General features: G+C 37.0%; 12 protein-coding genes. All 12 read left to right on the top strand.

The features are described 5' to 3' along the window. The first annotated feature begins 106 nt into the window (after positions 1-106). Entirely contained in the window at positions 107-811 is a 705-nt protein-coding gene (locus tag MKY08_RS18410; RefSeq protein ID WP_069514598.1) for a response regulator transcription factor, read from the top strand. Further along, the gene (locus MKY08_RS18405) at positions 811-1,794 is read left to right on the top strand and encodes a sensor histidine kinase (RefSeq protein WP_024363874.1); all 984 of its coding nucleotides are present in this window, start codon (positions 811-813) and stop codon (positions 1,792-1,794) included. Before MKY08_RS18410 ends, MKY08_RS18405 begins: the two co-directional genes overlap by 1 nt. A gap of 11 nt (positions 1,795-1,805) precedes the next feature. Beyond that, positions 1,806-2,237, top strand: coding sequence for a hypothetical protein (locus MKY08_RS18400; RefSeq protein ID WP_069514595.1), 432 nt, complete (start codon positions 1,806-1,808; stop codon positions 2,235-2,237). Between the two features lie 12 nt (positions 2,238-2,249). After that, a complete protein-coding gene (locus MKY08_RS18395; protein WP_069514592.1) occupies positions 2,250-3,026 on the top strand; it encodes an ABC transporter ATP-binding protein in 777 nt (258 codons plus the stop codon). Further along, positions 2,998-4,938 (top strand): ABC transporter permease, encoded by a 1,941-nt coding sequence (locus tag MKY08_RS18390; protein WP_069514589.1) that lies wholly within the window; start codon positions 2,998-3,000, stop codon positions 4,936-4,938. Before MKY08_RS18395 ends, MKY08_RS18390 begins: the two co-directional genes overlap by 29 nt. A 141-nt stretch (positions 4,939-5,079) precedes the next feature. Next, positions 5,080-6,627 (top strand): fatty acid--CoA ligase family protein, encoded by a 1,548-nt coding sequence (locus MKY08_RS18385; protein WP_069514586.1) that lies wholly within the window; start codon positions 5,080-5,082, stop codon positions 6,625-6,627. A 305-nt stretch (positions 6,628-6,932) separates the two neighbouring features. Further along, the gene (locus MKY08_RS18380; RefSeq protein WP_069514583.1) at positions 6,933-7,583 is read left to right on the top strand and encodes a VTT domain-containing protein; all 651 of its coding nucleotides are present in this window, start codon (positions 6,933-6,935) and stop codon (positions 7,581-7,583) included. A gap of 431 nt (positions 7,584-8,014) precedes the next feature. Next, positions 8,015-9,244 (top strand): HDOD domain-containing protein, encoded by a 1,230-nt coding sequence (locus MKY08_RS18375; protein WP_069514579.1) that lies wholly within the window; start codon positions 8,015-8,017, stop codon positions 9,242-9,244. A gap of 300 nt (positions 9,245-9,544) precedes the next feature. Further along, entirely contained in the window at positions 9,545-10,393 is an 849-nt protein-coding gene (locus MKY08_RS18370; RefSeq protein WP_069514576.1) for a YitT family protein, read from the top strand. 50 nt (positions 10,394-10,443) lie between these two features. Beyond that, on the top strand, positions 10,444-10,770 hold the full coding sequence (cccB, locus tag MKY08_RS18365; RefSeq protein WP_069514573.1) for a cytochrome c551: 327 nt from the start codon (positions 10,444-10,446) through the stop codon (positions 10,768-10,770). Positions 10,771-10,996: 226 nt separating this feature from the next. Further along, a complete protein-coding gene (gene hprK, locus MKY08_RS18360; protein WP_069514570.1) occupies positions 10,997-11,932 on the top strand; it encodes an HPr(Ser) kinase/phosphatase in 936 nt (311 codons plus the stop codon). A 37-nt stretch (positions 11,933-11,969) separates the two neighbouring features. Further along, complete coding sequence (gene lgt, locus MKY08_RS18355) at positions 11,970-12,791, top strand: prolipoprotein diacylglyceryl transferase (protein WP_069514567.1); 822 nt, start codon at positions 11,970-11,972, stop codon at positions 12,789-12,791. The last annotated feature ends 6 nt before the right edge of the window (positions 12,792-12,797 follow it).

The raw sequence follows: 12,797 nt of genomic DNA, 5'->3' as shown, positions 1-12,797 counted from the left end.
AATCACTGAAAATGATGTTACCAATATATTCACAATAAATAGGGCACGCGCAATTAGGGCGCGTAGCCTTTTTTTGGTACAATATATGATAGAAAGGAGTGTCATTATGGAGAAGCATCGAATATTTATTGTCGAGGATGATGTGAAGATTGCATCATTGCTTGCAGAAACACTAAGAAAATATCAATACGAAGTGGAAACGATTCAAGAATTTGACCACTTAATAGAAGAATTTACAGCTTTTAATCCACATATGGTATTGCTTGATATAAATTTACCTGCGTATGACGGCTATTATTGGTGTCGTCAGCTACGTCAACATACAACATGTCCCATCATTTTCATTTCAGCGCGCTCTGGCGAAATGGATCAAATTTTTGCGCTTGAAAATGGGGGTGACGATTTTATTACAAAGCCATTTAATTACGAAATCGTTCTCGCTAAAATCCGTAGTCACTTGCGTCGTACATATGGAGAATATGCCGCTAGACAAGAAGAACGGACGATTAAACAAGGACAGCTTATACTGCATTTAGAGCGAATGGAGCTGCACAAAAATGAGTTAGAAATTCCATTACAGAAAAAAGAATGTATTATTTTAGAATTGTTAATGGGCCATGCACCTAAAGTAGTTACGCGTGAGCAACTGTTAGAGGAGCTATGGGACGATCAAGCATTTGTCGATGAAAATACGTTAAATGTGAACATGACACGTGTTCGCAAGAAGCTAGCTGATTATCATATTTCGTCAACAATTGAGACGGTTCGCGGAGCAGGCTATCGTTTTATATTAAGTGCGGGTGAGTTGTAATGGGCTGGAAATTATTTTTACGTGATTATGCAACATTTTTTATTTTTCAACTGATTTTAGTCGGTTTTATTATGGTGTTGTACTGGCTCGATGGCTTTCGTAACGTCGATACGGCTATCTATTCTGTAAGTATAAGCTTGGTATTACTATGCTCATTTTTACTTATTCGTTATTTAATGCGCCAAAGTTATTTGGGTAAAATATTACATCTTCCGAAATCAATGGAAGATGTATTACAAAAAAATGCCAAGACACCAGAAGCCGTGCAAGTTGAAAAATATATGCATGAACTGTACCGACTCTATCAGCATGAGCTTCATTCCTTGTATGCTAGTCAAAAGCGCCACGATCAATTTATGAATCAATGGGTACACCAAATGAAAACGCCTATTTCTGTCATTGAGATGCTGTTGCAGGATGAGCGCCCTCTCGATAAAAAGAATGTGCAAGAGGAAATAGATCGTTTACGTAGAGGATTGGATATGGTGCTTGTTAACGCACGTCTAGAAAACTTTGAAGAGGATATGCAAGTCGAACAAATTCCGTTAAAAACAATTGTCACTGCAACTGTTAATGAAAATAAACGTTTATTTATTACGAATCGTGTTTTTCCGGAAATCCATATTGAGGACGACATTATCGTAGCAAGTGATTCAAAGTGGCTTCGATTTATCATCGGGCAATTTGTAACAAATGCAGTGAAATATACATTTGAAGAGAATAAAAAAATCGTAATGTCTGCCATTAAACAAGATGATCATATTCAGTTAGCGATTTGTGATGAAGGAATTGGTATTCCTGCTTCTGACCTTTCACGTGTGACCAAAGCTTTTTTTACGGGTGAAAATGGGCGTAAAACTGGGGAATCCACAGGTATGGGCTTATATTTAGCAAAGGAAATCTGCGGAAAATTAGGGCATCAATTGGACATTACATCAGAAGTAGGCAAAGGTACGATTGTCACCGTGACATTTACAAATTAGGGGGAGCAGAAATGGGAGAAGTACGGATTGAAGACTGGGTATTAAATATTGAATTAGAAAAAACGAAGGAGTTGTACGCGTCACACACAGAACTTTGTGACTGTTTGTTTTGTGAAAATTTCCGTCAGGCTAGCTTATTCCTACAAGATGAAGTTGTGCATTTTTGCGATGCACTTGGGCTAAACTTACATAAACCAAGTCTCCTAAATGCTTTTCCAGTTGAAGGCGAGCAAGTGATGTATAGTGGGCACTATTCAGTTTATGGTGAAATAATTGAAGGTGAGTTAGATGCATGGGATGTCGTAGTTGGAGAACATTGTTTTAGTCTAGTGCAAGAAGAAGGAAAGAATGCTTCAGCCGTAATAGAACCGCACTTTCAAATTGGCTTTGAGGTGGTATTCAATTGGCTTTTACCAAAATCTATGGAATTAATCGAGAAATAAGGTGAACAAAGTATGCCTATTTTAGAAATAAAGGATGTTACGAAAGTATATGAGGGCAAGGTGACGCATCGTGCACTCAATCAATTAAGCTTTGAAGTTGAACAAGGCGAGTTTTTAGCGGTAATGGGTCCATCAGGAAGCGGCAAGACGACGTTATTAAATTTGATTTCTACAATTGATGAACCAACAAGTGGGGAAATCATCTTAGATGGCATGAACCCGCATAAGTTAAATGCGACAGAGCTTGCCTATTTTAGAAGAAGACAGCTCGGCTTTGTATTTCAAGATTTTAATCTATTGCATATGCTTACGGTTGAAGAAAATATTGTATTGCCGTTAACGCTCGATCAGCAACCATTAGAAGTAATGGAGGAGCGTCTTGCAGGTATTGTAGAAAAGCTTGATTTAACGTCCTTTTTGCATAAGCGTCCAAATGAAATTTCAGGTGGACAAGCACAGAGAACCGCTATTGGACGGGCGCTGATTCACAACCCAAGCCTTATTTTAGCGGATGAACCAACAGGGAATTTAGATTCGAATTCGTCTCGTGATGTCCTTGAAATATTAACCAAAATTAATAAGGAAAAACAAACGACAATCGTAATGGTGACACATGATCCCATCGCCGCAAGTTATTGTGATCGTGTGCTCTTTATTAAGGATGGAGAATTTTTCAATGAGATTTATCGGGATGATCGACGTCAAATGTTTTTCCAACGGATTTTAAATGTATTGAGCTTACTAGGAGGAGGGCAAGTAGGTGACCTTTCGACAATTCGCTTACCGTAATGTCGTACGGAACAGCCGTATTTACGGTGCCTTTTTTATGGCAAGCTTTTTTTCTGTGGCTGTATTTTTTATCTATTCAATGCTGATGTTTCATCCAGATATTGAACGAGGTATTTTAGGAGAAGTATCGTTAGTCGGCATGATTGGTGCAGAAATCGTACTTGTCCTCTTTACTTTGTTCTTTTTATATTATTCCATGAGTGCCTTTTTAGAGGCGAGATCCCATGAGTTTGCTATTTTATTGCATCTTGGTATGGAAAAGCGCCAAATGAACAAACTTGTCTTTTTAGAAACAATGATTATTGGCTCTGGTTCGATTATTGTGGGCATTATTTTTGGCTTCTCATTTTCTAAGTTTTTCTTTATGATTGTTCGAGAAATTTTACATTTAGAGAATTTGCCGCTCTATGTATCTTGGCAACCTTTTTTACTAACGATAGGGGTCTTCACTAGTGCTTTTGTGGTTATTTCGTTTATTAGCGTATATTTTACACGTGAGAGAAAATTGCGAGATCTTATCAAAGGAAATGATTATTTAACTAGTGTAGCTAGTTATTCAAAGATTCGCGCAGCATATGGAGTTGTTTTGATTTTAGCAACGTATGCATTGGCAGTTATCGTTTCCCATACAACGATGATAGGTTTAACGTTATTGATACCTTTCTCGGCAACTTTTGGAACGTATTATTTTTTTAGTGATTCAGTACCGTTCTTTTTAGAAATTGCACGAGGGAAACGTAAATTTCATTGGCGACGTTATCGCTTATTATCGTTAGCCGAGCAGACACATATTATGATGGATAATGTGAAAATGTTTTTCGTTGTCACAATGGTTTCGACACTAGCATTTTTATCAGTCGGTGTTTTAGCTACAATGTCTTCTTATACGACGCAATATGACCGATTAAATCCATTGGGGCTTATTTATAAAGGGGATATTAATAATCCGTTTGAGGCTGAACATATTAATTCTTTGCGTATGCAGTTAGAAGATAAGGGCTTATCCTATCATTTATCCCGTTTTCTTGTTGTGAAGCAAACATCCTCCTTTACACATAATGAGGTAGAAGTGTTTCGCGAATCTGATATGAATGTCTTGTTGTCTTCTTTTAACTATCCGTTAATTGATTTGGCGTCTGGTGAGGCAGTGTTTATACCATATTCCGAAGAGTCTTTGAAAAAACTTAAAAATATAGTAGTCCATACAATTTTAGAAGAAAACGACATTCCTATTACCATTGATAGTGTTTATCCTAAAATCGTATTCCCAGGTTCCATTGTTAGTGTAAACTCGATTGTGATTAGTGATGAAGACTTTGTGAAGCTTGTAAAGCCGATTACTAGTAAGGGCGTTGTCCAACCAGTCTATCATTTATTTACATTTGATATTCCACAGTGGATGGAGACGAAGGAAATTGGCAAGGACATAGTGGATGTTGCCTCAACGGAATATTTTTATAGTATAAAGAAGGGCAAGCATAGTCCATTTTATTTTGAAAATGCAGGATTAAATTATTCTTATATATTAGCTACCTACTCATTATTTACATTAGTTGGTGTTTTAGTGGCCACTGTATTTTTATTAGCTGCTGGTAGTTTTATTTACTTTAAATTGCATACCTCACTTGAACGAGAAAAGCGGAAATTTGATGTGTTAAAACGCATGGGCTTAACAGATATTGAGTTGAAAAAGCTAGTCAACCGTCATTTATTCCCACAATTTTTCTTACCTTGGGGCGTTGCTATGATGCACAGTGGCTTTGCTTTCTTTATGGTGCAGGGCATTTTAAAGGACATTGCCAATATTTCAATTGTGAAAGAAGTGTTCTTTGCATTTGGCTTCTTTGTCCTAATACAAGTTATCTATTTTTACTTAATTCGTTGGCGTTACATCTCCCATATCCGTTCTTAAAAATACGTACAAAAGAGAAAAAAATGATTTTTTTAAAGGTAATATTGACACGAAATAAAAAGTTTCATTGTTTTTTAGATATATTTCTTATATAATATTACTGAATAACGATTCATTTTATACGATAAGGGGATGGTGTAATTGAATTTAGTTTCATGTGTTCGTCAACAAGCAGTAGAGCAGCCGGAAAAAATTGCGTATCATTTTATGGGGAAAGATACCTCCTATGGGGAATTTGAGCACACAGTTGGTCGCTTTGCACAGGGGTTACAAGATTTAGGGGTACAAAAAGGGGACCATGTGGCGTTTTTACTCGGCAATACGCCACATTATTTAATCGCTTTATATGCAACGCTGCGTCTAGGAGCAACAGCAATTCCTGTGAATCCAATCTATACGCCAGATGAGATATCTTATATTTTACGAAATGGCGATGTTAAAGCGGTTATTGCACTCGATGCACTGCTTCCATTAGTAGAAGTAGGTGTACAGGCATTCCCAGAAGTAGTGACATTTGTCGTTTGTGAAACAACAGCAGATGTAGCTGAAAAAATAGCTGCTTTATCGGAAGCGGCAAAAGCGAAAACACATTTATTTTCACATATTATTGCAAGTGCTTCGGGATCGTTAGAACCGGCAGACGTAGCACCAGATGACACGGCCATTATATTATACACTTCGGGAACAACAGGCAATCCAAAAGGAGCCATGCTGACTCACGGAAATGTTTATTCAAATGCACGTGATGTCTCAACGTATTTAGGGTATCGAGCAGATGATCGGATTATTGCAACATTACCAGTTTTCCATGTGTTTGCATTAACAGTTGTAGTCAATGCACCATTAATTAGTGGAGCAACCGTTTTGCTTACACCTCGCTTTAGCCCAAGTGAAATTTTCACATTGGCCAGAGAGCAACAGGCAACTGTCTTTGCGGGTGTGCCTACGATGTATAACTTTTTGTATTTATTACCAGAAGGCAAGCCGGAAGATTTTTCAACCATTCGTTTAGCCATTTCAGGAGGCGCATCATTACCTGTTGCACTATTACATAATTTCGAGAAGAAATTTAATGTACGTGTATCAGAGGGCTATGGCTTATCAGAAGCTTCACCAGTTACATGTTTTAATCCATTAGACCGTGAACGAAAAGCTGGCTCTATCGGTACATCTATTAATAACGTTGAAAATAGAGTGGTCGATGTTAATGGCATAGATGTTCCTGTCGGTGAAGTTGGTGAGTTAGTCGTTCGTGGTCCAAATGTCATGAAAGGCTATTATAAAATGCCTGAAGAAACGGCGATGGCCATTCGTGATGGTTGGCTTTATACAGGGGATCTTGCAAAAGTGGATGACGAAGGTTATTTCTATATCGTCGATCGTAAAAAGGATATGATTATTGTTGGCGGTTATAATGTCTATCCGAGAGAAGTAGAGGAAGTATTGTTTGCACATGATAATATCGTAGAGGCGGCAGTTGTTGGCTATCCAGACCCTAATTTTGGTGAAGCAGTACATGCGTATATAGTACTCAAAGAAGTAGCGGCAACGACAACAGATGATATTTTGGCATATTGTGCAAAGCATATGGTGAAATATAAAGTACCAAAAGTTGTAGAAATATTGGATGAGCTACCGAAAAATACAACAGGTAAAATTTTGCGTCGTACTTTAAAAGAAAAAGTATAAACGAATTGATAAGTCAGGCCCACCACAGAAAGTTTGTGGTGGGCTTGTTGGTTTTGGAACAGCTACCATTTTGAATTGTCAGAATTGTTTGGGTGTCTGGCACTTACGGCGAAATAAGTTGAGTGCATAGAGCCGTAGTGATAAAATCAGTCATGTGTAATACTTCTACATACTTTAAAAGGGCTTGTCATATAGTAGGGGAGTAGTAACTTGTATACTTTGTTGTATTGTTTTGGAACCCTTTTGTGCGCAACAACGTCCAAGCTATTAAGAAAAATTAAATTGAAAGAGAGCATACAAAACCAATGATAGGACTCATTCAAGAGTTAATAAGTTTTATAATGCATATTGATGTGCATTTGGAAGAAATCATTCGTGATTTTGGTAATTGGAGTTATCTTATTTTATTTGCCATTGTCTTTGTTGAAACAGGTGTTGTCATTTTCCCATTTTTACCGGGTGACTCATTACTTTTCGCCAGTGGAACATTAACAGCCGCAATGGGCGCCTTTGACTTATGGATACTAATTCCTGTATTTTTGGCAGCAGCAATTTTAGGCGATACAATGAATTACCATATCGGTCATAAAGTTGGGACATCAATTCCTCCGAAAAGTTTTTTAGGCCGTATCGTTAAAAAAGAACGTATGGAAGCAGCGGAGAAATTTTTTAACACGCATGGTGGCAAAACAATTGTAATTGCTCGTTTCATGCCTTTCATTCGTACGTTTATTCCGTTTGTTGCAGGGGCAAGTAAGATGCATTATAGCTACTTTTTACTGTACAACATTGTAGGAGCTGTTTTATGGGTATTCAGCTGTACACTCCTTGGGTATTTCTTTGGGAATATTCCAATTATTAAAGATAACTTCTCGGTAGTTCTTATTTTAATCATAGTTATCTCAGTCGTACCGGCTGTTATTGGTGCTCTTAAATCTAAATTTGGTGGAAAATAAAAAGATGCCTCAGATAACAATTGCGAGCTGACACTAAAAGAAATTTATGTGAAGCATTATTTACACCGGCTAGCCCTACCACTATTTTGGATGGTAGGGCTTTTTGTTATATTCCATAGCAGGAGGAAAAATGAAGTTAGTTACATAAAGGGTGCATCTTCTTAGAACCAATATAAAAAAATACATTATCTTAAAAATTTACTATAACAATGCAAAATAGTAGTGGTATGCAAGTGAAAAGTGAAAGCAAATTTTTAATATAAATGCATAAATTAGTACTGCTTTATCTTTTTAAGTAATAAAATTCCAATTTTATAGGTAAATGCTAGTTTATCGATAAGAAAAATTTATTATAGTGTTGAAAAAATAAGCGTAAGGTAATGAAAAGTGCTATAATAATTACTAGAAAATGGTGAATTGGGGGCAACGAAATGGAAGTATTCATCGGAAGACAGCCAATCTTTAATCTTCACGAACAGGTCGTTGCATATGAGTTGTTATATCGAAACAAAAATGTAAATTCATTTCCTGATGTCGATTCAGATGCTGCAACAGTGGATGTGTTAGTGAACTCATTTTTATCAATTGGTATTGATGAGGTGACGAAAGGTAAGCCTTGTTTTGTTAATTTTACGGAAAACTTGCTTATGAGTTCCATCGATGAATTTTTAGATCCTTCACAAGTAGTAATCGAGATTTTAGAAGATGTACCACTAACACCAAATCTAGTTAAGCGTGTCATTGAGCTGAAGTCGCATGGGTTTAAAATAGCGTTAGATGATTTTATTTTAAAAGAAAATGCACCAATATATGATAAGCTTTTCCCGCATATTGATTTAATTAAAGTGGATTTTTTAATATCTTCTTTAGTTGAAAGAATGGAAATTGAAAATATGGTAAAGGAAAATTTCCCCCATATTAAATTGCTTGCGGAAAAAGTGGAAACACAAGAGCAATATAGAGTCGCCAAGCATTCAGGCTATGAGTTTTTTCAAGGTTACTTTTTTGAGCAACCTCAAATCATTAAAGCGATGGATATTCCCGCAAATGCTATCCAATATTTTCATATAATTTCGCTCTTAAAGGAAGAAGAGCCGAACGTTCATCTGTTAGCAGAAAATATTGAACGGGATATATCGTTGACGTATAAATTATTACAAATGATCAATAATTCTAGTAAACGTTCAAAATCGAAAATACGCTCCATTAAGCAAGCCATTTTATTACTTGGCTTAGCAAATCTTCGAAAGTGGATTTATTTACTAGCTCTGCGTGAATTCGATGACAGGGCGGATACAGATCTTTTTCAAGAGTTGATGCGAACATCTTTGTTCAGAGCAAAGGTTTGTGAAAAATTAGCAAAGCGATCCTATAAGCAAAACTTTTCTGAATACTTTTTAGTTGGGATGTTTTCATTGATCGATGCGATTTTACAAAGACCGATGAATGTTATTTTGCAACAATTACCTTTTTCAGAGGCGATTACAGAAACAATATTAGGTGGTCAAACAGAGATGACACCTTATCTTGAATTTAGTATTGCACTAGGAAAATTAGATTGGCAACGATTAGAAGAATTAGCACCACAAATCAATATTGAAATGGCAAGCATCGATCTTTTATATAATGAAGCACTAGAATGGGCTGAAACATCATTATAATTAGGGCAAACTACAGAAAAAACATTCTTCCTTATAGGAGTTACTTGTAGCAAAGAGTTGACTCCTGTTGGAAGGTATTGCGCCACAAGAAGGGATTACGGTGCGGAGCGGAAAGTGCACCTGTAACGGACATCGACGGCTTAGAAAAAGTGTTGGATTGATTGGAATCAATCTAGCACTTTTTCTCATTTATTCCAACTACTTTCTCTTTATCATGATGAAGTTCTCAACGTTAAAACTATTTGCTATAATCATGTCGTCATCTTTAGAAAAATCTGATAGTTGAGTGGGCGTGAGGAAATGAATCAAACACAAGATGTAAGGGCAAGTATTGTGGAATATGTTTATGTGATTGTTGGTGCCGCAGTTGTGGCGATAGGTTTTAATGTCTTTTTACTACCAAATCAAGTAGCGTCAGGTGGAGTTAGTGGCATAAGTACCATATTACATGGTTTATTTGGTTGGAATCCTGGCCTTGTACAATATGCATTTAATATCCCATTGTTTCTAGCAGGAGTAATAATACTGGGTAAAAAGTTTGGCGTAAAATCTTTTATTGGGACAATAACATTACCGTTTATTGTGTTATTGACAAATCACTGGGAGCCGTGGACAGATAATCCTTTACTTGGTGCGCTTTTTGGCGGAATTGTAGTTGGCTTAGGAATAGGACTTGTCTTTAAGGGGAATGCTTCTACTGGTGGCACTGATTTACTAGCCCAAATTATTACAAAGTATACCGGATTATCGCTTGGTACAAGTGTACTGTTAATTGATGGAATTATCGCAATTAGTGCGGCAATTGTTTTTGACTTAGAAAAAGGGCTCTATGCGTTAATCGGACTGTATGTCACAACGAAGACGATTGATATTATCCAGCTAGGTTTTAGTCAATCGAAAATGGTTTATATTATTACGTTAAAACAAGATGAAGTGCGTGATGCGATATATGCCGAAATTGATCGTGGTGTGACAAAGTTACCTGCAATTGGCGGTTATACAGGAGAAGCACGACCAGTTCTGATGGTCGTTGTCTATCAAACAGAGTTCACAAAGCTGAAACAACTCATTAAAAACGTTGATCCATCAGCGTTTGTCATTGTTTCTGATGCTTATGAGGTGTTAGGCGAAGGTTTCAAACGTGCATAATTTTGGTATAATAGCTTGGAAAGATATTCATTTACTTAGGAGGGGTACTAATGAAAAAAGCAATGTTAACATTAGTGTTCGGTTCAGCGATTTTCTTAGCAGCATGTGGTGGTGGCGGAGATAAAGCAGCTACAGGTAACAAAGATACTGCTGCTGAACCAGACGGTAAAGCAATCGCAATGAAATCATGTGTTTCTTGTCACGGTGGCGAGCTACAAGGTATGGGTAATACACCTGCACTAAACAATGTAGGTTCTCGTTTATCTGAGCAAGAAATTTTAGACGTAATTAACAATGGCCGTGGGGCTATGCCAGCTGGACTTATTAAAGGTGCAGATGCTGAAGCCGTTGCAAAATGGTTAGCTACACAAAAATAATAGAATGAAAAAAACTAGCGGTTCTGGAGACCGCTAGTTTTTCTATTTTTATCATGTGCATAAGCTTTCTGAAATAGTTTTACATTTGTTATGTACCACCTTTAACTAGAACTAAGTATAATAGTGTTACTAATAATCATGCACGCAAGTGTAAATTCATTTCTTTTATACATAGGCATGCTAAAATAAAACAATATTCAATTCGTTTGAATGGAGGCTGCAAATATTGGTCGTAGTATTGACAAGGGATGTAATGGAAAAATTTAAGCTAGAGTTATTAGGCGGCGAGGAAGGTATAGGAAGAACAATTACCACAAGTGATATTTCTAGACCGGGGCTTGAAATGGCTGGGTATTTTACGCATTATCCTGCTAATCGAGTACAGCTACTAGGGAAAACAGAGCTTTCCTTTTTTGAAATGTTACCAGCGAATGTTAAACTTGAACGCATGCGTTTGCTATGTTCACAGGATACGCCTGCTATTATTATTTCGCGTGATTTAGAAGTACCGGAGGAGCTTATACAAGCATCAAACGAAAAGCATGTACCCGTATTTAAAACTCACATGACAACAACGAAATTTTCGAGTAGGTTAACCAATTATTTAGAGGGACGTTTAGCACCTATGACAGCGGCACACGGTGTGTTAGTCGATGTATATGGCATTGGTGTGCTCATTATCGGAAAAAGCGGGGTTGGGAAAAGTGAAACAGCTCTCGAACTTGTAAAAAAAGGGCATCGATTAGTTGCAGATGATTGTGTGGAGATCCGTCAAGAGTCGGAGAACTTTTTAATAGGGAGTCCGCCACCGCTATTAGAACATTTATTGGAAATACGAGGTATTGGTATTATCGATATCATGACACTTTTTGGGGCAAGTGCCGTACGACCATATAAACGTATTACCTTAATTATTGAGTTAGAAATATGGGATCCAGACAAGGTTTATGATCGTTTAGGTTTAGAAGAAGAAAAAATGAAAATCATTGATACGGAACTAACAAAACTCACAATCCCAGTACGACCTGGACGAAATGTATCCGTAATTATCGAAGTAGCGGCGATGAATTACCGTTTGAAGAAAATGGGTGTCAATGCAGCGGAAGAGTTTTCAAGACGCTTAGATGAAGTTATTGCTTCATCAGATGAGTTAGATGATTAATCGGAAATGGATTGTAACATATTGAGAGGAGCATAAGATGGATTTATTACTATTAGATATTAACCCGATCGCCTTTCATTTAGGGCCAATTCCTGTGCGTTGGTACGGACTTTTAATTGTATCGGGGATAATATTAGCATATTTTGTTGGACAAAGAGAGGCGGTAAAACGCGGATTACCTGAGGATTTTCTAGCTGACTTATTATTATGGGCAGTACCAATTTCCATCGTCTGCGCGCGCATCTATTATGTTTCTATGCGTTGGGATTATTATAGTGAAAATCCAGGCAATATTATTGAAATTTGGAATGGCGGTATTGCGATTCATGGTGCGCTATTAGGTGCATTTGCGACGGCTTACATATTTACGCGGATAAAAGGGGTAAGCTTTTTACGAGTGGCTGATATTGCAGCACCGAGTATTTTGATTGGTCAAATTATTGGTCGTTGGGGCAACTTTATGAATCAAGAAGCATTTGGCGGACCTGTATCACGTTCATTTTTAGAAAACCTGATGCTACCTGATTGGATTATTAATCAAATGTACATTGAAGAACTAGGCACATATGTACATCCTACATTTTTATATGAATCTGTTTGGAATTTCATCGGTTTATTAATATTACTGGTATTACGAAAAGTGAATTTAAATCGTGGTGAAATTTTCTTTAGCTATTTAATATGGTATTCAATTGGTCGTTTCTATATAGAAGGTTTACGTACGGATAGTCTTTATTTAGTAGGAGACTTACGTTCAGCACAAGTTGTTTCCATTATCGGCATTGTGATAGGTCTTGGGGCAATTATTTACCGAAGATTGAAAGTAAAGCCTGCTGTGAAATATTTGGACAATAAGTAAGGAGTG

This window comes from Lysinibacillus sp. FSL M8-0337 (assembly GCF_038593855.1).
Lineage (GTDB): Bacteria > Bacillota > Bacilli > Bacillales_A > Planococcaceae > Lysinibacillus > Lysinibacillus sphaericus_D.
This window is presented reverse-complemented; position numbering and strand designations above follow the sequence as displayed.

Bases quoted from the DNA above. Each gene is read 5' to 3' on its own strand.
- MKY08_RS18410 (WP_069514598.1), top strand. From the start codon at position 107: ATGGAGAAGCATCGAATATTTATTGTCGAGGATGATGTGAAGATTGCA.
- MKY08_RS18405 (WP_024363874.1), top strand. From the start codon at position 811: ATGGGCTGGAAATTATTTTTACGTGATTATGCAACATTTTTTATTTTT.
- MKY08_RS18400 (WP_069514595.1), top strand. From the start codon at position 1,806: ATGGGAGAAGTACGGATTGAAGACTGGGTATTAAATATTGAATTAGAA.
- MKY08_RS18395 (WP_069514592.1), top strand. From the start codon at position 2,250: ATGCCTATTTTAGAAATAAAGGATGTTACGAAAGTATATGAGGGCAAG.
- MKY08_RS18380 (WP_069514583.1), top strand. From the start codon at position 6,933: ATGATAGGACTCATTCAAGAGTTAATAAGTTTTATAATGCATATTGAT.
- MKY08_RS18375 (WP_069514579.1), top strand. From the start codon at position 8,015: ATGGAAGTATTCATCGGAAGACAGCCAATCTTTAATCTTCACGAACAG.
- MKY08_RS18370 (WP_069514576.1), top strand. From the start codon at position 9,545: ATGAATCAAACACAAGATGTAAGGGCAAGTATTGTGGAATATGTTTAT.
- cccB (WP_069514573.1), top strand. From the start codon at position 10,444: ATGAAAAAAGCAATGTTAACATTAGTGTTCGGTTCAGCGATTTTCTTA.
- lgt (WP_069514567.1), top strand. From the start codon at position 11,970: ATGGATTTATTACTATTAGATATTAACCCGATCGCCTTTCATTTAGGG.